This is a genomic window from Ruegeria sp. BC7 (assembly GCF_056539165.1).
On the sequence record NZ_JBQFUL010000015.1, the window covers coordinates 1 to 20,232 of the forward strand.

Here is a 20,232-nt window from a genome sequence, read left to right on the forward strand (position 1 = left end):
CGGGCTGCCGACGTTTCCTGAGTTCTAAGCAGCTTTTCGAGCGAACGGAGGAGAAAGCGATGAACACTGTTTATTCATATGCCTGCAAGGATTGCGAGGGCATGGAGGCCTGCCCAGGCAAAGTGGTTGCAGCGACCAAGGACGAAGTCTGGAAGCTCATGGAACTGCACGCGGTGGTCGCCCATGGAGAGGACCCCAGCTCGTGGGATGCCGACACTCGAGAATATCTGGAAACACTGATAAAGCCCGCGTGATCAAATAAATTAAGCTTCAAGTTCCTACGGATAATCGGCCCAAATTATCAACTTGGTTGTTTAACCGCGAAGGGCAGCTTTAGTCTGCTACTGGGAAATTGCTGGGCCCATTTGTGAGTATCCGGGTTTGGGCTGCGGCCTACCGCCAAGGCGCCTAGAAGCGCACGGCCATCACGAACCCAAATCGGAAACGTGTGAGATTGGTTTGCATCACAAACCATCCTGCTACAGCGAAACCCTGCTCCTATTCAGGCAAACCGGCTAGTCGCAATGACGCACAGTCTTTCTCCAGCCTTTTTCTGTCAGAGAAAAGTTGAGTATTCGCCCAGTCCGATATGGAAAACTGAGGGCGGTATTTCATCACATTCCGTGCTTCATCGCGAGCGGCCTCAAGGTTCTCCGTCTCTACATGGACGATTACGAGGTCGAGGTGACCAAAGCCTTCAACCCTTTGACCATATTCGGTGAATGCTTTCTTGGCTTCCTCGTATTGACCGTCGAGTCGAAGGGCTAAACCCAGAACGCCTGCATACCAACCTGGATAGTGAGGGTTCAGGGTAATGGCTTGTTGTGCGACTTGGATCGCTTCATTTGCCTGGCCATTGAAAGCTAGGGTGATTGACAGTCTGGCAGCTACGTCAGCGTGGTTTGGATTCAGCGCTAGTGCCTCGTTGAACTTCTCGATAGCCGAAACCAGCTTGCCATCGATTGCATCCGCAAAACCCGCAATAGCGTGAGCCTCTGGGTTGTAGCTGTCTATTTCCAGAGCCCGTTGAGCGCAGTCACGAGCCTCCGCTAGCGCGGCACGCCGGTCAGCAACAAATCCATGTCGTGCTTCGACAGTGCAAATGAATCCCAAAGTACAATACGGAGCCGAGTAACCCGGGTCGAGTGCAATTGCCTGTTGTGCAAATCGGCGAGCGTCGGCCTGAGCTTCCCTGGTAATTCTGCGCGAAGCCTCAACGGCCTTTAGTTGAGCAGTCCACGCGCCTAGGTTATTTGTGCCGGATCCTCTGAAACGAGCCATTTCTCCCGCCAACAGTTCGACTTGAAGCTCGGTTGCAATCCTAAGTGCGATTTCATCCTGAACTTCGAATACATCTTCAATGAGGCGATCATAGCGGTCTGCCCAAATATGCATGCCGGACTTTGCATCGATTAGCTGTGCTGTGATCCTCACCCGGTTACCGCTTTGACGGACACTTCCCTCAAGAACAAGATCGACACCCTGCTCCAGACCGACCTGTTTCACGTCAACGGAGCGACCTTTGTAGACGAATGTAGAGTTACGCGCGACGACTAGTAAATTCGGGAGTTTTGATAAAGTGGTGATGATCTCTTCGGTAATTCCATCTGCAAAAAACTCCTGATCGGGGTCAGAAGAAAGATTATCGAAAGGTAAGACGCCGATTAGCAGAGACTTTGTATGGCTAGCCGGAGTTACTCGCGGTGGGGCAGAACCTGGCGGCGACCATTGGAAAACTTCTATTGGTGACGGCGCATTCTTAAACTGTCGCTCTCCAGCGCGATAAAATTGCTCAGCGAGGCGCTCGTCAAGGCTGCGATGGACGACATCTGAAATTAACACAGCCCCTTCGTTGGAAGCCTCTTGTAGACGTGCAGATAGATTGATGCCATCGCCGAAAATGTCATCTTCGTCGAATACGACATCTCCAAGATGCACACCCACTCGTAGTTTCAATGAGGACTGAGTCGACACCTGGCTTTGAAGATCAAGGGCGCATCGTACTGCATCAGATACCGAGTTAAACTCGACTATCCATCCATCACCCATCCTCTTAACGACATTACCTCGATGATCGCTAACCAAAGGATCAAATAACTCTCGACGTAGAACACGAAGTTCGCTGAGAGTCCTATTTTCATCTGCCTTAATCTGGCCTGAGTAGTTTACTACATCGGCCGAGAGTACTGCGGAAAGTCTGCGGTCTCCATTCATGTCTATTGGTAACGCAAATTACGCTGCTTGGAAAAGACAACATGATTTCCTGAACGTCGCGCATGTCCTAGTGAATGGTTTGGTGCAAAACTGAAAAGCTTGACTGTGAATGCCTGCTTCGGGCTGTACCTGCCAAACATGCAAGCTGCGGAGAATGGCCGCTTCGAGCCCAAACCAACCGATGTTGCTGAAAGCACCAATGTCAGCGATGCGCAGAAAGCTGACTTTGCAAAGTCACAGTCTCCACTTCAAGCAGCACTTCAATGCTTGGTGGGCGCCAGATTGATAATCGTATTAAGCAATTTCATTTAAGTATTACTGCATGACATTCTGTTTTATCCACAGTCTGGGCACGTAACACACTGGCTTTCATATGCTTAAGACAGGCGGTTTTTAATTCGAATTTGCTTCACGCGCAGCTTTGGCTCGAAAACTTGCCAATTTTGACGCGTCAAATTTTGCAGCCCCGGAACCTAATTTTCCAATGGCGCTTGGATCGTTGACCTCATCCGCGTAAGTGAACTTCCAACCATAAGCTGGGAGATCATCGCCAGCCTCTACATACTGAGCTTCAAATGAATACGTTGCTCTCATTGGAACGAACCCATCCACGAAATTCATCGTCCTCTCTGACGGCGAAATAGAAACTATCCCTGTAAGGCGAACTGGCTCGTGAAAGCGTTCTGGATACCAACCTTCCGGCAATCGAACACGAATAAGCTGGTTTGGGTTCGGTGGAGGCGTATGGCTGCACATACCTCTCTCCGGAACCAAGTAAGCGACGTTTGTACCATCAGGATCCGGTGGTGCGGGTATCGCATAGCCCGCCAGCTTTACGACTTTTCCGTCAATTTCTGGATTACCAGCCGTGGCGGCTTTCTTTCGTCGCTCTGCAACGACCCATCGTTGTTCAATCAACCAATCAACGTCGATCCCAGCCTTTTGCAGCGGCGTCTCATTTTCCAGAATTTTCGCTTCAAGACTTTTGCGGACATCTTCGGAATGGGCTCCACTATCCAGTCTGAGCTTTAGTCGGACGATTTCAACAAGACCACTAAGCTGGTCAGGTGTCAGTTCTTTGAAAGGATCTACGTATTCCTGAGATTCTTCATCAATCAATTGGTTCCAGTCTAACTCAGCGATTTCTGCGGACAACGACGTTGAAATCAAAGAGGCAACACAGACTATTCTCCAAATCTTCATGACTTATCCTTTTCAACCGTATGGCCACTTGGATGTTGGTCAATGCGTCATCACCTGCCAGCTTAAGACATTTATGGACACTTGGGCTCTAAGCGAAACACAGTTCAAAGCTCGTTTTTATAGATGACTCCGTCCTTCATAATCAGGTCGAAGTTTTCTTGTGGGTCCCCTACAAGCTCCAAGTTTTCAAGCGGGTTGCCGTCCACGAGGATCAGATCAGCGTATGCGCCATCTCTGATAACTCCGAGTGGACCGTCTTGGTAGGGATGACGAGGGCCACTCATTTCCATTAGGCGGGCATTTTCAGAGGTCGCTATCTTGAGCGCTTGATAAGGCGTCATCCAAGTTCCCAACCTCACAAGATATTCGCTCTGTTGATACGCCTTTGATGGATCCATGAGTTGATCGGTGCCAAAGGCGAGATTCACGCCAATTTCGACGGCCATTGGGTACAGCGCGTCTACAGCATCAGTCACCTGTTTCCACTTTTTGGCACTAACTGGGCTATCCCAAACCATATCGGCCTCAAACATCGCCTGAGGACTGAGCCAAGCGCCTTTTTCCTTCATCAATTCCAGTGTTTCTCTTGATGCGAAGAAGCCGTGCTCAATGCTCATCACGCCGTTTTCTATTGAGGTACGGATACCTCTGTCTGTCATCACATGCGCCAAAACATAGGTGTTAAAGTTCGTTGCCTCTTCGACTACCGCACGAATTTCGTCGACCGAATACTCGCTCACATCCAGCGGATCGTATTGGGAAGAGACACCACCACCAGTCGTGATTTTGACCTGAGTAGCACCAAACTTGAGGATTTCTCTGGTTCTCTTTCTGACTTCCGGTACGCCATCAGAAATCATCGCCATCATATTTTTTTCCCAATAACTCAGTTCAGAGTTGGAGTTTCTTGGGTTTTCAAGCAGCGTGTGAAAGTCGGCATGGCCTGACGTTTGGCTCATGAATGGTCCGGAGGGCAAAATGCGGTGACCGGGGTATTCACCAGCGTCAATCAGTTTCTTGATCGTAAACGGATTTCCGCCAGGGTCTCTAACGGTGGTAAATCCACGCATTAAAGTCTCTTCAGCCCCCTTCATACTGCGAATGGCCACTTCCGACATGTCGCCTTGATTCAACATTAGAACGGATGCAGGGGTGTAGGCATACGTCGTGTGCCAATGGACATCGATCAATCCTGGGATCATCGTGCGACCGCCACCGTCAATCACCACCGCGTTCTCGGCTTCGATTGGGTCGGAAGAAACAGCGGTTATGAGATTATCTTCGATCAAAACGTTAGCATTCTCGATGCGTGCTTCGTTTACCCCGTCAAAAACATGAACATTCGTTATGAGAGTTCTTGTAGAATCCTCTTGAGCGCACGCCAGCGTTGCCAGCATGCTTGAGATTACCAAGCAGAGCGTTGACAATTGATTTTTGCGCATATCTTTCACCCTAGGAATATCAAAGCATTCGATTGTTTAATTTTAACGAAGGTAGCCAAACCTCCGAGGAAAATCGATATGAACTTTTTTAAGGAACTTGGCGAAGGCAAACCGGAGCTTTTTGCGGCAACCGTACGTGAAGCAATGACAGGAGAGGTTTTCGATGGCGATGTGATACAGTTGGGAAAGGGGGCTGACGAAGGCGCAATTTTCACAGCTCGTTTAGGGCTTTCCCGTTTGTCTAGTATCCGCTTCAAGCCCAATGCATTGGTGAGAACCGCACAAAGTGAAAGCTTCGCTAATTTCACTGTACCAATCTGCGCTTCAGAGTTATGGACGGTAAGTGGCGTTCCTTTGAAAGAAAACTCCGTTTTCTTCAATTTCACTGCATCGGAAACCGAGGTAGTCGCGCGCAATCGAACCTCGATAGGGTCTAGTCCGAGTGTCCGCATGGCGTCGATTTCTCAAAGAGGTTCAACTTTTTTCCGGCAGAAATACATCGGATTTTCGCGGACCAACGGTTATCGTGAAACTGTCTTCTGATTTTCACGCAGCTTTGGTGCGAACACTTAGCTGCATAATGAACCAAGCCGATGGTCAATATACCCAGAGTGATTTGGAGGCGCGTCTTGCAAGGACGCTTGCGATCTTCTTTGCCTTATCTCTGAATAGTGGGAATGCACGCAAAGCGACTTGGTCTCAAAAAGTGGGTTTGGTCTCAAAAGCACGAGAGTACTATTCTTCCGCCTTGTCAAAAAGGCCATCAGTGGCAGATCTGTGTCGAGTAACCGCGGTAAGCGCGCCAACATTGATCTCAGCATTTCGCGACGTAACGGGTGAAACACCAGCACGATTTTTTGCTCTTCAAAGACTGGCCAATGTCCATGATGAACTTGTTCAGGCGTCTCAGCAAAAACCCATGGTGAAGCAAGTGGCGCTCGCTCACGGATTCACCGATTTGGGACGATTTGGGAGCCTGTACAAAAGCATATATGGAATTTTACCATCAGAGCAAATTGAGCGTACTGTACCCATTTGACCGGTTGTCTTTTTAGTTCTGCCGAAAACCGATTAATACGAATCTCGGCTCCGATGTAGCAGAGTTCCCTTGACGGATTGCAATGGCACCTCAACGATTTGCCAAACAGAACTATGGATTGGACGGCGGAATGTTTTCATTTTTTTTGAATTTCTACAGGCTCTTAAAAGCGATTGTCCGCTCGTGGAGTAGCCCTAGATTCCGCGGAGCGCTTACCCTTGCAATACTCTTGTTGCTTTCCGGAACTTTGTTTTATGTCAGCGTCGAGGGGTGGTCTTGGGTGGACGCGCTGTACTTCAGTGCAACTACTATTTCTACGGTTGGCCTCAGTGACCTAACGCCCGTAACCGACACAGGAAAACTCTTTACCGTGTTGTATATTTTCGTAGGCGTCGGGGTCTTCATCACGCTGTTTGTACAATTCACACATGCCCTTCTTAGGGACTACGATGAGAAAAAGTCGTCAGATAATTGAAGACTGAAGCAACGGTCTTTCGGTCGTTGCACCCTAGCGCTTCGCTCTGCCGTATGCGGTTAAGGTCGTTGAGAAACTGCTTGGATTAAGGCAAACAAAGCAAAGACAAGGTTCTTTATCATCTTGTCTAAGCAGCTAGTTTGAGAACATGGCCTCCGTAGCACAACTAACCGACTGGATGATTACCGAAGGACGCCGCTCAGGCGACCCTGTTAAAGTAGTTTCGCATTTCTGCTCGTCCTTAATTGAGGAAGGTGTACCGCTCTGGCGGGTCAATATCGGTCAGCGCTTCGCCAATCCGCTACTCATTGCATGGGGGGTCGTTTGGACACCTGATGGGACCGACAGCTACGACGTAACTCATGAAACGATGTTGACGGAAGGGTATGTTGGTAGCTCGTTTGAGTACATTCTGGAGCACAGAAAGCCGCTTCACAAAAGCCTGCGACAACTGGATCCAAAGACTGAGCATTTATCGTATCTAGAGTTCGCTGAGCTCGGTGGCACAGATTACTATGCAACTCTGATGTATTATGGCGACGGATCTCTGCACGGCTGCACATTTGTCACGCAGGAACCAGACGGCTTTTCACCGCAACATCTGGAATTGATTGAGGCAGCGCTGCCTGCTTTGTCTTCCGCTTTGGAACCTGTCACGATGCGCAAGTCAGCCAAGGGTCTATTGCGAACATATCTTGGCGATGGGCCCTCCGACGCCGTATGGAGCGGGCGGATCAAGCGAGGCGAACGAACGACCCTTGATGCGGTGGTCATGTTTTCTGATTTACGAGGGTTCACGGCGCTTTCAGAAGCCGCACCCGAGGCCGATGTGTTTGACGCGCTGAGCGGCTACTTTGATCTGGTTGTTCAGTCTGTGGAAGATAACGGTGGCGATGTTCTCAAGTTCATGGGTGATGGAATTCTCTCGATCTTCACCATCGCAACTCAGGCTGATCACGCCGACCGATGCCGAAAGGCTGCGCAAGCCGCACAAAGTGTATTGGCCGGTTTGACGGTCCTCAACCGTCGCCGCGCTGAAGCGAAAAAGCCGTCTTTGGACGTTGGGATCGGGATCAATGTTGGACAAGTCAGCTATGGCAACATCGGCAGCCCTGGTCGACTTGATTTCACGGTTCTCGGAGGTGCAGTGAACGTTGCGAGTCGAATTGAGGGGCTGACTAAATCTATTGGCCGGAGAGTGCTGGCAACATCTGCGATTGCCGAAGTCTCCCCTGATCTGTTTTCCCCTTGTGGGTTTCAAGAAGTTCGTGGACTTGCGCGTCCAATCGAATTGTTTTCTCTCGTCGAAGAAGAGCTTTGATTCAGCGCTGACTTAATTTTGGCAGCATCGCGAGAAGCAGGAACCAGATATTGGGCACCAAGTGTTAAGAGGCAGGTTTTTACCTCATTTGGGAGTTTGCAAAGCCCGACGATGGATGTCCGGTTTGGGCTGGGACCAGCCAATCATGCTTGCTGCGGAGAACGGCAACACTGAGCCCAATTTACCCGTTTTGATTGTTGTAAACATCCGGAGGTTATGCCGACCCTTCCGTCATCCATGTGCTCCACTCGGGTGATCGGTTTAGGGCTTTTCCGTCTGCACCCGCTGAATGTGCAATGCTGTAGGCTACAATACTTCCTTCTCAATGGAGTGGGGTACTATGGTGTTCGACTGGTTCGAAAACAGGGAAAATTGACAAACCAACAAAATCGCAACGGTCGTATTCGTTCAGTCTAAATTGGCCTATGGGTTCTTAAGTCACACCGTGCTGGGCAAATCTTACCAATCCTTAAAGAAAATCGCCCAAACAACAGCAATGATGACTCCGGCGCCGGCTGCGAACACCAATGCTATGGCGCTGAAGAACAAACGCGACTGGCTGGAGCGGCGGATAATCGAAAAGTGAATTCTAATCTGGCCTCTAAGCAAACCATCTGCTGCCATCGATAAAGCAAAAAGGCCAAGAGACAGCGCACTGGATCCCCCCCATAGCCGTTGCCATTGCTCATCCTCAGTCAATGCCAACGGCAAACCGGTTACGACAAAAAGCGCTGCGAAGACCCACATCAAATACGTAGATATCATCAAACCGGTAACCACATGCCTTATTCTATCCAGTAGTTAATCAATGCGGCTTGTGCAAATTCACCAAGATTAGGGTGGTCGCTGAAATGGTACAGAAACCTCAACACGACCTCCTTCTGTGCAGGCGTCAATTGGTTGAACTTGGACTTCCGGAACTCGTGCAGCAATTCTTTCGATGTGCCGGGGTCGAGTGCCCGAAGAATGCTTTCACTGGCATATTCCGGGCTGTCTGAATTTCGCAGAGTCCATATCAGATACGCGGGCAAGTAGTACTGAAAGGCTTTGGGGCTGAAAGCCGTGGGGGCAGCGTAACTGTATACGATCATTTTACCGGTCATCTCATGCCATTTGACCCCGCCGTAGAATTCAAGAATATCCACGTCATCCATACATTCGGGGTGAAGCAGTTCATCATCAGCAGGTGGATCAAGGCCGTCAAATGCAGCAATGATCTGAGTTGCAAGAGCTTCCGTTGTTGTCGTTACCTTTGGCATGGTGACATATTAAACTGGCTGAAACCCCGAAATCGAGCGTGTCAGCAACAATTCGGATTCGAGTGATTGCAATGGATAACGGACAGAGGCTCTTTCAGGACGTCAGTCATGAATTCCACGACAATTCCATTTATGCCCTAAAATTGGTTTCGCCTGACCCAGACAACAATGACTGGGTGAGCGAACTAATACTCGATATCGACCACATTGAGGAGTGGATCAGGCAGGACAACGAGCAATTCAGTTTTTCCGTTTCCCAGGTCAATCTGTGTTTCGAGGGCGTTTCCGATCTGTTCGTTTCCTTTTCGTTTCCGAAATCGACCGTTACACCGCTGCCAATCGACCGGATTACCCGGTCCAGAGAACCAGTTCGGATCCACGGAATAGATTATTCCGAATTTGCCTGGACCATCGGGCTGAATGACCGCCGCGGCGGTCGCATTTGCTTCCACGCTACTGGGTATCGCTTTGAAAGCGTCGGAAAACCCGTCACCTGCGAGGAACAATATATTCCCAAACACTTGCGCCTACCGCAGTAGGTGCAGAAGACTGTGTGACCACCTCGGCAACGAATGCCATAGGAACCCACCTGCCATCTCACTTCAATCGCAATTGGGTACGCATTTGGTAGGAGGTACTGCACCTGTCACAGTTGGCTGCGAGTGTATTCAGCATAGTTAGACCAAATACGTAAACGAGTTTTCGTTTGCTAAGGATCAGCTTTGCCGCGCCTTTCAGATGCTACAATGCCCGCTTTGCGTGGCGATATCACTATGAGAAAGTACCGCCGCCCTGTCTGGCATGGTCGTCGCGGTCGAACCAAACCAAAGACAACTGTATCAAGCCATTGTCGTCGAGGGTCCACTCCTCCCAGCCCAACAGGCGAACAGGAGAATTTTCACGCCTTCCGGGACCGACGAGCATACCGGTAAAGAGAGCGTGGTTCCCTGATAAACGAAAATCATGCAGCAACACGGAAGAACCAGGGAAATCGCGGAAGAACGGGGCTGCGTAATCCGAAGCAATTGCTTCCCGACCTTGTATCGCCGCGCCGGAATTGAGCCGAGCCGCCCCGTCTTCTGCGAAATGTGCTGCTACCTGTGCCGGATCGTTGGAACTCCACGCAGCAGCATACGAAGAAGCTTTCTCCAGCGCATCAGCAAACAACATTTTGGTTGCTCCTTTCTCGAACATGGCCACTCTTTGGCTTTGAGGGTGAGACCATGGACTTATCTTAGACGCGTATGTGCAATAAGTCATAGGTATCCGCGTTTTAGGCGTTCAATCCCAGCGCAGCGAAAGAGTGCTCCTCAAACCGGGCGCTCGCAGACCCAGCGGCGAAAATGTCGGACGAACTAAATTTTCTTGTTGCTGCGGAGGTAACAAAAGTCCGCCACAAAGTTTGTGCCAGCCGATATTCAGTAATCACGTGTTTGGCAGGCTTCGCTGCTGTATTCTACAAATCGTGAGCGCTATTCCGTGGACCCAATCAGAGCATACGACTAGCATCAGTGATTACTCAGCACGAAGGGAGACACACATGTCGAAGTTCACTAATAGAACAACTGCCCATAGGGTTGCTGCACTCGTAATCTGCTGTTTCGCAATGGCTGCACAGGCTCAATCGGCGAGTGAGGAGATGTCATTTTTCATAACCAGTGTGGGTAAGGGGGACGGCGCCAATCTGGGCGGGCTAGAAGGCGCCGATGCTCACTGCAATGCGCTTTCTTCTGCGGCCGGTTCTTCCAAATCCTTTGCAGCTTACCTGAGCACCTCAATGTCCATTGATCGCAGCACCGACCCGATGACAATCACCAATGGCATTTCTGCGCGCGACCGGATCGGGTCGGGCCCTTGGTATAATGCCGATGGAGAGCTTATCGCCAACAATGTTGAAGACCTGCACAGTGACGGTGTGAATATCAATCTTCAAACCGCGCTCGACGAGAATGGTAACCCTGTCAATGGGCGTGGCAGTCAGCCGAACAAACATGACATTCTGACAGGCTCCGATTCCGCAGGACACTTTTCGACGGCTGGTGGCGATACGACGTGCAGCAACTGGACTTCGAATAGTGAAGACGGGTCTGCGATTGTTGGGCACCATGACCGTGTAGGTCTCAACGATGCTCGAAACATGTTGTCCTGGAACTCATCGCACGGCTCGCGCGGTTGCGGGGAGGAACATCTGCCACGTTCTGGCGGGGCGGGCCTGTTTTATTGCTTCGCAACTGACTGATCAGGCGGCATTGGAGCGCGTGTCAGCAATATTGCACCTGGTATTGCTAAGTTAGTTTTTAGGGTCACGTTCTGGAAACGGTTTTTGGGCAGCAAAGCCCGATTGCCGTTTAGACCTGTGGCCGACACCGAATTAGGAGATTCGCAATTTCTATCGACAGTTTCGCGGACTCTGAGATTGGAAAACACTTGACCGACGCTGCACGTCGTTGTCGCATGGTTTTCTTCACCGGACTACCAGCATCTGGAAAGTCGTTCCTGTTGCGTCAGCAGATATCCATTGCGATCTCCTTGGGACGTCGTGTGCATATCATGCGTTGGGACACGGGGCTCGCGGCGTTTCAGACCGAAGACATACTCGAGAGTTATCCAGATGTTTCAGATGGAACTCATCCGTTGGTACGAAGGGCCGCTGGATTGTGGGGGCGGAGAGCCCTGGCGCGATGGCTGGTAGAGAATACCGACCCCACAGACATGATTGTCGGTGAAGTCCCTATCATCGGAAACAGGTTTTCCGAGTTCATCCAGGTGCAGCCGGATCAGGTTGAACCAACCTTAGCATCCGAGGAAACCACATTCATCTATCCTGTTCCCACAAAAAGCTTGCGTGCCGATCTCGAAGCCATCCGAAGGTCAACGTTTGCGAACCCAAAACATCCTGATGAGGCCAGAGATGCGCCTCCACCGACAATGGAACTGGCCTGGCGCCTAACATGCGCCAAGGCTGTTGAATTGGGCTTAGTCTCTAAGGTTGACACCCATTCTCCGTATGAGGAGGCGATCTATGTCCGATTTTTTGAGCACCTGCTGCAACACCGAAACGCCGTCAGAATTGCGGTCGATACGATTTATTCAGATGCCGGGTCAGCCCATGACCTGAATGCGAACATCATGGAACTCAGTGCAAGCCCAAACGAAGTGCAACGTGCTGTCGCAGAGGTAGAGGCTGCTTTCACAGTCCAGGAAGTCGTCCGAGACGTCGAAAACTGGTATCAGGTGTAGTCCCGGGCAAAAGTCAGCTCCATTGGTATACCCGAAACCGATAAGGTTGGTTGCGAAGGTCCAAATTGGGCTGCGAGCGGCCAATGATGCTGACCGCAGGTAGCGGCAGTTCTAAGTTCAACCAGCCGTTGCCGGGCAGCCATTTGCTGGGTTAGCCTTGTCAGTATGAGCGCGAACGTTTCGATCATCGGGACATGGGTATTGAAGAGTTTCGTCGCGGAGTTTGACGACGGCTCCACTCTCCAACCCTACGGCGACAACCCGCAAGGCCGCATCATCTACGCGGGCGATGGGTTCATGTCGGCTCACTTATGGAACCCCGACACCCATGTTGAGGGAACCAACTCACGTGACTACCCAAGCTACTTCTCGTACTGCGGTGATTGGTCAATTGAAGGCGAAGTCGTTCGGCACCGAGTTCATGCTTCGACCGAAGCATCTTGGGCTGGGCAGGACAAATTGCGAACCATGGCGTCAATCGGCGAGCTACTGGAATTGACGGCGGAAGAGGTCGTGTTCGGGGGAAAGGAAGGAAGGGGTATTTTGGTTTGGGAACGCCTTAAGAATTAGCCGACAGCGGCAATCGGCCAACGATCACTTCGTTCGCAACTAGGGAGTTGAAAAGTCTAGTTTCGAGTGTCGGCTTTGGGCTGCGTGCGGCCAATCATGCTAACAGCAGACAACGATGGCACCGAGCCCAATTCAGTCGTTTACAGCAGACAACATGATTTCCTGGACGTCGCGCATGTCCTAGTGAATGGCTTGGTGCAAAACTGAAAAGCGTGATTGTGAATGCCTGCTTCAGGCTGGTTGCGGTCAACCATGCTCATCGTAGAGACTGGTAGTACATGGTTCCGCAGAGCAGTGTTGGCGAAATGCTTGTCCGGGGCGCTTTGGTTCCTAGCAGGAGAGGCGCTTAGAAGAAGCGCGCACTACTACAACGACAGTCGCCATATAAGACTTCGTATGTAAAATATTGGGTAATGGCGGCAGGTAACTGTACTAGCGGTCTGGGTCTGTATCGAGTTTGCCCCAGAGATCATCAACCAGATCTGAGAAGCCATCATTCGAGGTCCCCTTGGGCAGTAGACCAGCTCTTCGCCGGCGTTCGATCTCGGCCAGTAGTTCCTCCTCTGTAGCTGTTTCAACCACATCACATCGAAGAGCTTCAATCTCGTCCGCTGTCCACGACTCAAATTTGTCAGCGTAGAAGCCCAGGGAATACGGCTCGTCATCAGAAATCTGTTTGATCACAGCATTCCAATCGTCATTCTGGTTCGATGCCTTTTCGATCCTCTCGTCTGGTTCGCGAATGGACTCACGGATCAACGGCAGCAGCTTTGCCTGAGCGCTTTCTTCACCAGCACCAGTCCCTGCAAGCCAAAGGTCTGCGATCTTGCGAACAAGCGACCAAACAGTTTGATTTCGTGGGTGGTCTTCGATTCTGCCGCCAAGGCCTCGTTCTTCAACACCGAGCTGTTCAGATGCCCTCTCATTCATGCGGATATCGTAATTAGACACGTCAGCCAGATCTGAAGCGTTCTCAGCCACAGCTCGGGCGACCTCTTGATCACCAACATAGACAACCACCTTCAACATCCCGCTACCTCTTCCTTCGCCGGTTCATCACTCGGTCCAGGTGGCTGTAGTCTAGATCTCGCATTATCCTTTGAACTCGCTCTGGATCGACTTCTCGATCTTTTCCAGCAGTGTGGACGATGTGTCTGACGTAGGTCGTCAACGCGACAATGATCACGGCGGATAAGATCAAGCTGATATGCTCCGCCCCCATCACCAAGTCTTCTTCCTTGGGTCTTCGATCCCGAGGTCGTCGAACACGTTGCCGCTACCATCAGTGATCTCGACATCATCGTCGTCAGTCACTAGATCCCAGGTGTTCTCTTTGACCCATTCATCCCGCCATTTGGGCGCATCGGCCGGACGCTGTGCAAAATCGGCGATTTGCTCGAAAATCATTTTGCGCAATGCAAGCCAGACCTCCGGACCCTCTTTGCGACGAGCTTGCAACTCTGCGATCAAGTCATCCAGAGGAACAGCCGCCTTTGCCTTTCACGACTGGCAAGGCCACGAGTTTTTCCAACCCTGTATCCGACATAGGCCAAGGGAGAACGGTCTTCACCGACGAAGGAGCCGTCCAGAAAGACGCGCATGTCTCGCTTGATATCCGGAGGGATCTCTGAACCGCTTAGCCTTTGCCCCAAAGCGGTCATTGATCTTTTGTACGGCCTCCCAAGCCGCCTTCGCGTTTGGATCGCAGAACGACAGCGTCTTCTCAACTTGTAGAGTTCTAAGCCAGGCAGGTTCGATTTCTCTGTTGCCCTCCACCGCATCAAGGCTTGTATCGTGCGTACTCGAAGTCCATATACACAAGGCTTACGTTTTTCTTTTTCGACCTGCTGTCTCCCCAATTCGGCGTTCAGTCTTTCGATTCAGACCGACCACGCCGAGTCGCCGCAATAATGCGGGCGGCAAGTATTTGGAGATTTCCACCATGGCAAATGGCACAGTAAAATGGTTCAACTCGACTAAAGGTTTTGGCTTTATCGAGCCTGAAGATGGCAAGCGCGATGTGTTCGTGCATATCTCAGCAATCGAACGTTCCGGCCTTAGTGAATTAAAAGACGGTCAGAAGGTTACTTTTGACGTCGAAGCTGGCCGTGACGGACGCGAAAGCGCCGCCAATCTGGCACTCGCCTGACCTTTTTTAAGGGCACCCTTTTCGGGTGCCCTATTGAACAATGGGCTACAATAAGCCATTGGAGAACAAGTAACTTGCAACCTAAAGACTGGACGCGGGTGCTCGCGCAATACCGTGTTGCCGATGCGAAGCGCAGTGTTTTTGAACTTGCGATCACAGTTGCTCCCTTATTTGCGCTATGGGCCCTAGCGTGGTTTGCGTTATCTTTTAGTGTCTGGATCGCAATACTACTGGCCATCCTGAATGCCGCGTTTCTGGTCCGTATCTTCATCATTATGCATGATTGCGGTCATGGATCTTTCTTTAGAAGTCGCACTGTTTGCAATTGGACCGGTCGGGTTCTAGGTGTTCTTGCCCTGACACCCTATGACGTTTGGCGGCAAAGCCATGCGATTCACCACGCTTCAACCGGTAACCTTGATCGGCGTGGTATGGGTGACATCCCTACATTGACCACTGAAGAATACCTGAAGCGGAAGTGGTTCGGGCGTGCCGCTTATCGTCTGACCCGGAACCCCGTCTTCCTGTTCGGTGTTGCGCCGATCTATACGTTCTTTATTCAAAACCGTTTACCTCTTGGTTTCATGCGTTCGGGCTGGCTGTACTGGGCAAGTGCGATGGGAACAAACGCTGCAATTGCAGGGATATTGGCCCTAGTTTTTTGGGCCGGAGGCATTGAGGTATTATCGTATGTTTTCCTACCAACCATGATTGTCGCATCATCGATTGGTATTTGGCTTTTCTATATTCAACACCAGTTTGAACACACGACCTGGGAACGGGAAGAGGGGTGGAACCTTCAGAACGCCGCATTCTACGGAAGTTCTCACTATGCCCTACCAGGCATCCTGCGGTGGTTCTCTGCTAACATCGGCGTACACCATGTTCACCACCTTGCCAGCCGCATACCGTTTTACCGGCTAAACGAAGTTTTGCGTGACCATTCTGCGTTAGAAAATTGCCAGCGTATTACTCTATATGAGAGCTTTCATTGTGCACGATTGCATCTTTGGGATGAAAAAAGTCAACGTCTGCTGACATTTTCCGAGGCTTTGTCGAACGCCAATTCCAAAAGGCATTTAGTGTAGTCTGGCGCGTACCAGATAGGCTTCGACCGTATCACCGCCCAGGGCGCGAATGGCCTCTAATCGGTGAAGGCCTTCAATCAGCACGAACCTCTTGTTGTCCGAGCGTATTTGGATCGGGGTCTTCTGGCCGTTCTTCAGGATATCTTCGGCCAGCGTCAGAACTTTTTGTTGATCAAGCGTTTTCGCCCGTTTCACAGGTACATAGATCAGGTCGAGCGGATATGGTCTTTTCTCCAACATAAGCTACGTGAGCAACCTTTCGTGCAATTGTTCCGGTTCAGAGTTCGTTGCAAAAGCGGGGGTTGGAACGTGCGTCATAGAACCGAACGAACAGCGTCGCGCAGTTCCTGATGCATAACCCAAGTGGCTGGCTCATCGTCACTTTCGATGTGAGAAAACGCCAGGACCTGAGCGGCGCCATCATTCTGCACCGATCCGGCTTCGGGTAGGTCCAGTTCCAGATATTCTGCGATCAATAGTCCGATTTTCTTAAAAACCTTGATGGAGGCCTCGCGCGATTTGTAACCGGCCGCCTGAGACAAATGACCAATGGTCAGACCGTCCTTGCCTGCGATTGTAAGTGCTTTGAGCATAGTGACCTGCGCAGGGGTGAGCCTAATCTGTCGCAATGCCTCGGCATATTCTCTTTCACTGGGAACGAGGGTGCCGGAGTTTCTCTCCAAACGGCGTTGACCGCTACGTTTCCTGTCTCGTTCACCGAGAATTTCTTTTAATGCTTCGATGGCCAATGCTGGTGTTTCGCCGACTGCATCAGCAATCATTGTCTGCGTTTTAGCCGGTGGCTTGGGGAATGCGCGCGCAACGCTGTTACCGCTCAGGATGCCGGCCTTAATCAAGTACTTTCCAAATTCTTCTTCAATCACTCCTGCTACGTCAGCGTTCCGCGACTCACGAACACTGCGATCCTGAAATGCTCTTTGTTCCAGACCACGAGCTGACATCTTTGAACCGTGAAGGGTTACTTGAGGGGCATTTTTGCGCATCAGAGAAACACCACCACAATTATGGTCGCAACAAACACCAATAACGCGATAAACATCTTTACTCTGTAGGACCAGCGATGCGCCCTTTCGGCCTTGAGCATTTTGCCAAGGTTTTCGTCAATCGAGTTATGGTTCACGGCTTGGTCCTTCCGGATTTGTCAGGCGATATTGATTTCCAGCGAACCTATTTTCGCGGCATATTTTCGGCGCACTTATCGTTCTGTCTTGTGAACGGCCGATTACATTCCCAACCATCACCTCTTCGATTCAAATGAGCGTTGGAAGGGACTAGGATCGCAACGCAACTGTCCTGGTTTGCGCGAAAGCCACGTTCACATTTCCATCCAGAGTAGGTTTCAGGCGCAAGGTATGCATGCTGTGGAACGGCCACAGGCTCACAGCCGCTCTCCGCTGCCCTGTACCCTCTGAGGCATACCCACCCATCCGAGCTTCTTTTGTCGCTCAGACGACCGTTTTTTGGAACTTCTATTGCAACACATGTTTGGCTTTCCTTACGAAATCCCCAGTTGCAGTGTATTTCCTGTGCGCCAAACCGGGTTCCGACGTACCCATTTTGAGGCGCTATCAATTCTTCGCATCTTTCACCGACTTGTCGGAAGAGCCGATTGCACTCCCATCGATCTCCGGTCGATGCAAGATATGCGTTTTTAGGAACTTCTATTTCCTCACAAAAATCTCCAACACGCTTGAATCCATGGTTGCATACCCAACCTGGACCATAGGAACTGCCGGTCAAATGCGCATTTTCAGGTGCGTTTGCTCTTTGACACGATCCGTTCTTGTTTTCGAAGCCTTCGTCACAGACCGATCCATCAGCATTGCCTGCGACTTGGGCGGGAAGCTGCGTTCCGGAGAGCAACACCAAGAGTGTCGGGATCAAACAAAGAACGCGGCGCGAAAACACGATGAGTGACTGATTGAAACGGAGCCTGAGACCTGATCTATCCGGCATCGGGCACGCGATTTATAAGCCATGTTCTGTTCATACGGCGCCTTCATTGATGGGTCACGCGATAACTGGAGCATGTCAGGTGACAGTTGCGAATGCTTGCGAGGAACGAGCTCAACGCGAAGACCCCAGCGCGACCCGTTCCTATGCTGGGGCACATGCTACAGTTAGTCTGAAGGCCATTGGATCATCGAAGCCGGCAGCATCGCGACGACGAGTAATTTTCACCAATGCACGTTTGTGGTCCTTTGCCAGAATAGAGTCAAGGAAGTTTCCCTCGTCGCAACGCTAGTACTGCTAAGGCAGGTGTTTGTGAAACAAGCACGTGACCAAGTAGCCTGGTGAACCGCCGAAAGAAGTTACTTGGCATTAATCTGTTGTTGTAGGGATTTGGGGGCGGAGCAGCAGCGAATGGCAGCTTAAGTCCGCGTCTCTCTTGTCGAGCCTGAGTGCGGCGACAGAGCGGTACGTGATCAAGGTTTCCTCGTGGCTATGAATGACTGGCCTGACGTCATCAGCAGCAACGCATCGACATTCGTGCCGCTCCTGTGAACTGATGCTGCGCAAGCACTCGCGGCGCGAGCAAATGGTTGATCTGCTACGCTTCTCGGGAATTGCAAAGTCTAATTGCGAATGTCCGTTTTGGGCTGGTTGCGGTCAACCATGCTCATAGTAGAGACTGGTGGTACATAGTTCCGCAGAGCAGTGTTGGCGAAATGCTTGTCCGGGGCGCTTTGGTTCCTAGCAGGAGAGGCGCTTAGAAGAAGCGCAATACTACAACGACAGTCGCCATATAAGACTTCGTATGTAAAATATTGGGTAATGGCGGCAGGTAACTGTACTAGCGGTCTGGGTCTGTATCGAGTTTGCCCCAGAGATCATCAACCAGATCTGAGAAGCCATCATTCGAGGTCCCCTTGGGCAGTAGACCAGCTCTTCGCCGGCGTTCGATCTCGGCCAGTAGTTCCTCCTCTGTAGCTGTTTCAACCACATCACATCGAAGAGCTTCAATCTCGTCCGCTGTCCACGACCCAAATTTGTCAGCGTACCCTGTGATGCAGACTCGAACCCAGAAACTCTGTCGATAGTTCGCTCTGAACCGACGCGCGTCTTTTGATCTGCGTCTGAAGCGCTCCATTCTGGAGAAATACAAAAGTCTTGATCTGACCAAACCTCAGCGGCAGCATTGACCTGCATCTTTCGAAAAATGGAGATCCCGGTTGCAAAACCTTCCAAGTCTCATTCCATTTAGCGTTTCGAGTCATTTGTGATGATACGTTCCTCACCTGAACTGCTGGCAGTTTCCAGGCGTTGGTATGAAATACTCAGAACCAAGAAGAATACTGACGAGTTGCGGGATTTTCTGTCGAAAGCAGATGAACTACGGTTCGTTGGGACAGGCCAAGGAGAGTTTTGGAGCGGGCAAGCGGTTCGCGATGGGGTTAGCGGTTTTTTCGCAGAGATCCCGGCGCCCGTCGTTTTTGAAGAAATTGAAGCGGAAGCCTTCGAAAACGGAGAAACGGGATGGTCGTCTTTTGTCCATAAGATTCAGTTTGTCGGCTTTGATGAAGCCGTCTTTTACCGCACCGTTCTGATTTTTGTCTTGGAGGGAGCAGCCTGGAAGATCATCAATCGCCACGCTTCAGTGCCCACTCCAAATATCGAACTCGTGGGTAAAGAGCAGCTGGCCATCCAAAAACTGGTTGATGCTGCGCGCGAAGATGGACCCGATCTGATCCAAACCGAAGGTTTCGCTTCGGTACTTTTCACTGATGTGGAGGGCAGTACAACCTTGGCAGAGGCGTTGGGCGATCAGAGTTGGTCGGTGCTGATCGAAAACCACTTCCAAGTCTTGGCGGCGATCATTGAAAAGTATCATGGCCAGTTCGTGAAATCCCTTGGAGACGGAACGTTGTCCGTCTTTCCGTCCGCGAAGGAAGCGCTAACGGCTGCTGTCAAGATTCAGAAGGCTATTGCATCGGCTTCCGAGGAGCCGTCATTCGGTGTCCGGATTGGAATTCACACTGGTGATGTCGTGCAATCTCGTGGAGATTTTTTCGGTACTGTGGTCAACAAAGCGTCACGCATAACGACCGTTGGTGCGGCAGGCGAGATACTCGTTTCAGATGCGACTCGTGCCATGGTCGGAGCGCGAACCGATTTCTCATTTTCTGAAATAGAACCCAGACTCCTGAAAGGTCTACGCGGTCACCACGTCTTGTATCGGTTGGAGTGGCAAGATTGAGTTTGCGGCTGCT

23 protein-coding genes are annotated in these 20,232 nt (G+C 50.9%); 12 read left to right on the forward strand and 11 right to left on the reverse strand.

What is annotated here, in order from left to right:
• Positions 1-254, forward strand: a 254-nt coding sequence (locus ACR0KS_RS20000; protein WP_480693324.1) for a DUF1059 domain-containing protein, incomplete at its 5' end; no start/stop codon positions are given.
• A 244-nt stretch (positions 255-498) separates the two neighbouring features.
• Here ACR0KS_RS20000 and ACR0KS_RS20005 read toward each other — a convergent pair.
• The 3 genes from ACR0KS_RS20005 to ACR0KS_RS20015 all read right to left on the reverse strand — a co-directional run bounded on the left by ACR0KS_RS20005 (position 499) and on the right by ACR0KS_RS20015 (position 4,859).
• Positions 499-2,214, reverse strand: a complete 1,716-nt coding sequence (locus ACR0KS_RS20005) for an adenylate/guanylate cyclase domain-containing protein (RefSeq protein ID WP_253282942.1) — start codon at positions 2,212-2,214, stop codon at positions 499-501.
• A 393-nt stretch (positions 2,215-2,607) separates the two neighbouring features.
• Positions 2,608-3,417, reverse strand: a complete 810-nt coding sequence (locus ACR0KS_RS20010; protein ID WP_170567604.1) for a DUF3299 domain-containing protein — start codon at positions 3,415-3,417, stop codon at positions 2,608-2,610.
• 104 nt (positions 3,418-3,521) lie between these two features.
• Positions 3,522-4,859: a metal-dependent hydrolase family protein gene (locus tag ACR0KS_RS20015; protein ID WP_480693325.1), complete on the reverse strand. Its 1,338-nt coding sequence runs from the start codon at positions 4,857-4,859 to the stop codon at positions 3,522-3,524.
• 78 nt (positions 4,860-4,937) lie between these two features.
• Here ACR0KS_RS20015 and ACR0KS_RS20020 point away from each other — a divergent pair, with 78 nt between their 5' ends.
• From ACR0KS_RS20020 to ACR0KS_RS20035, 4 genes are all read left to right on the forward strand, one after another.
• Positions 4,938-5,402, forward strand: a complete 465-nt coding sequence (locus tag ACR0KS_RS20020) for a hypothetical protein (protein WP_170567606.1) — start codon at positions 4,938-4,940, stop codon at positions 5,400-5,402.
• A 37-nt stretch (positions 5,403-5,439) separates the two neighbouring features.
• On the forward strand, positions 5,440-5,898 hold the full coding sequence (locus ACR0KS_RS20025; RefSeq protein WP_170700192.1) for a helix-turn-helix domain-containing protein: 459 nt from the start codon (positions 5,440-5,442) through the stop codon (positions 5,896-5,898).
• 130 nt (positions 5,899-6,028) lie between these two features.
• The gene (locus tag ACR0KS_RS20030; RefSeq protein WP_170332502.1) at positions 6,029-6,373 is read left to right on the forward strand and encodes a potassium channel family protein; all 345 of its coding nucleotides are present in this window, start codon (positions 6,029-6,031) and stop codon (positions 6,371-6,373) included.
• Positions 6,374-6,521: 148 nt separating this feature from the next.
• The gene (locus ACR0KS_RS20035; RefSeq protein WP_170332093.1) at positions 6,522-7,694 is read left to right on the forward strand and encodes an adenylate/guanylate cyclase domain-containing protein; all 1,173 of its coding nucleotides are present in this window, start codon (positions 6,522-6,524) and stop codon (positions 7,692-7,694) included.
• 459 nt (positions 7,695-8,153) lie between these two features.
• Here the strand turns inward: ACR0KS_RS20035 and ACR0KS_RS20040 are convergent, their stop codons facing one another.
• Together ACR0KS_RS20040 and ACR0KS_RS20045 are read right to left on the reverse strand one after the other, a co-directional pair.
• Entirely contained in the window at positions 8,154-8,474 is a 321-nt protein-coding gene (locus tag ACR0KS_RS20040) for a hypothetical protein (protein ID WP_170817139.1), read from the reverse strand.
• 5 nt (positions 8,475-8,479) lie between these two features.
• Positions 8,480-8,953 carry a DUF6714 family protein gene (locus ACR0KS_RS20045; RefSeq protein ID WP_170517511.1) on the reverse strand — a complete coding sequence of 158 codons (474 nt, stop codon included), beginning with the start codon at positions 8,951-8,953 and terminating at the stop codon, positions 8,480-8,482.
• Positions 8,954-9,024: 71 nt separating this feature from the next.
• Between ACR0KS_RS20045 and ACR0KS_RS20050 the strand changes: the two genes are divergently transcribed.
• Positions 9,025-9,492 (forward strand): hypothetical protein, encoded by a 468-nt coding sequence (locus ACR0KS_RS20050; protein ID WP_170517514.1) that lies wholly within the window; start codon positions 9,025-9,027, stop codon positions 9,490-9,492.
• A 232-nt stretch (positions 9,493-9,724) separates the two neighbouring features.
• Here ACR0KS_RS20050 and ACR0KS_RS20055 read toward each other — a convergent pair whose 3' ends face one another.
• Positions 9,725-10,147 (reverse strand): nuclear transport factor 2 family protein, encoded by a 423-nt coding sequence (locus tag ACR0KS_RS20055; RefSeq protein ID WP_170517517.1) that lies wholly within the window; start codon positions 10,145-10,147, stop codon positions 9,725-9,727.
• Positions 10,148-10,493: 346 nt separating this feature from the next.
• Here ACR0KS_RS20055 and ACR0KS_RS20060 point away from each other — a divergent pair, with 346 nt between their 5' ends.
• The 3 genes from ACR0KS_RS20060 (at position 10,494) to ACR0KS_RS20070 (ending at position 12,763) form a co-directional block, all read left to right on the forward strand.
• Positions 10,494-11,192 carry a hypothetical protein gene (locus tag ACR0KS_RS20060; protein WP_216599838.1) on the forward strand — a complete coding sequence of 233 codons (699 nt, stop codon included), beginning with the start codon at positions 10,494-10,496 and terminating at the stop codon, positions 11,190-11,192.
• A gap of 188 nt (positions 11,193-11,380) precedes the next feature.
• Complete coding sequence (locus ACR0KS_RS20065; RefSeq protein WP_170517523.1) at positions 11,381-12,193, forward strand: DEAD/DEAH box helicase family protein; 813 nt, start codon at positions 11,381-11,383, stop codon at positions 12,191-12,193.
• A 165-nt stretch (positions 12,194-12,358) separates the two neighbouring features.
• On the forward strand, positions 12,359-12,763 hold the full coding sequence (locus ACR0KS_RS20070) for a lipocalin-like domain-containing protein (RefSeq protein WP_170700193.1): 405 nt from the start codon (positions 12,359-12,361) through the stop codon (positions 12,761-12,763).
• Between the two features lie 432 nt (positions 12,764-13,195).
• Here the strand turns inward: ACR0KS_RS20070 and ACR0KS_RS20075 are convergent, their stop codons facing one another.
• Complete coding sequence (locus tag ACR0KS_RS20075; protein WP_170567613.1) at positions 13,196-13,792, reverse strand: hypothetical protein; 597 nt, start codon at positions 13,790-13,792, stop codon at positions 13,196-13,198.
• Positions 13,793-13,984: 192 nt separating this feature from the next.
• Positions 13,985-14,179 (reverse strand): hypothetical protein, encoded by a 195-nt coding sequence (locus ACR0KS_RS20080; protein WP_170567615.1) that lies wholly within the window; start codon positions 14,177-14,179, stop codon positions 13,985-13,987.
• A 526-nt stretch (positions 14,180-14,705) separates the two neighbouring features.
• Between ACR0KS_RS20080 and ACR0KS_RS20085 the strand changes: the two genes are divergently transcribed.
• Complete coding sequence (locus ACR0KS_RS20085) at positions 14,706-14,912, forward strand: cold-shock protein (protein WP_170382448.1); 207 nt, start codon at positions 14,706-14,708, stop codon at positions 14,910-14,912.
• A 74-nt stretch (positions 14,913-14,986) separates the two neighbouring features.
• Entirely contained in the window at positions 14,987-16,000 is a 1,014-nt protein-coding gene (locus tag ACR0KS_RS20090) for a fatty acid desaturase (RefSeq protein WP_170452345.1), read from the forward strand.
• On the opposite strand, the gene ACR0KS_RS20095 is transcribed toward ACR0KS_RS20090, so the two are convergent.
• The 3 genes from ACR0KS_RS20095 to ACR0KS_RS20105 all read right to left on the reverse strand — a co-directional run bounded on the left by ACR0KS_RS20095 (position 15,992) and on the right by ACR0KS_RS20105 (position 17,141).
• On the reverse strand, positions 15,992-16,240 hold the full coding sequence (locus tag ACR0KS_RS20095) for a ParB N-terminal domain-containing protein (protein ID WP_039524390.1): 249 nt from the start codon (positions 16,238-16,240) through the stop codon (positions 15,992-15,994). The two genes, ACR0KS_RS20090 and ACR0KS_RS20095, sit on opposite strands and share 9 nt — an antisense overlap.
• A gap of 74 nt (positions 16,241-16,314) precedes the next feature.
• Positions 16,315-17,004 carry a hypothetical protein gene (locus ACR0KS_RS20100; RefSeq protein WP_170382452.1) on the reverse strand — a complete coding sequence of 230 codons (690 nt, stop codon included), beginning with the start codon at positions 17,002-17,004 and terminating at the stop codon, positions 16,315-16,317.
• Positions 17,004-17,141 (reverse strand): hypothetical protein, encoded by a 138-nt coding sequence (locus ACR0KS_RS20105; RefSeq protein WP_170567617.1) that lies wholly within the window; start codon positions 17,139-17,141, stop codon positions 17,004-17,006. Before ACR0KS_RS20105 ends, ACR0KS_RS20100 begins: the two co-directional genes overlap by 1 nt.
• A gap of 2,103 nt (positions 17,142-19,244) precedes the next feature.
• Here ACR0KS_RS20105 and ACR0KS_RS20110 point away from each other — a divergent pair.
• Positions 19,245-20,219: an adenylate/guanylate cyclase domain-containing protein gene (locus tag ACR0KS_RS20110; RefSeq protein WP_170568223.1), complete on the forward strand. Its 975-nt coding sequence runs from the start codon at positions 19,245-19,247 to the stop codon at positions 20,217-20,219.
• Positions 20,220-20,232: the final 13 nt, after the last annotated feature.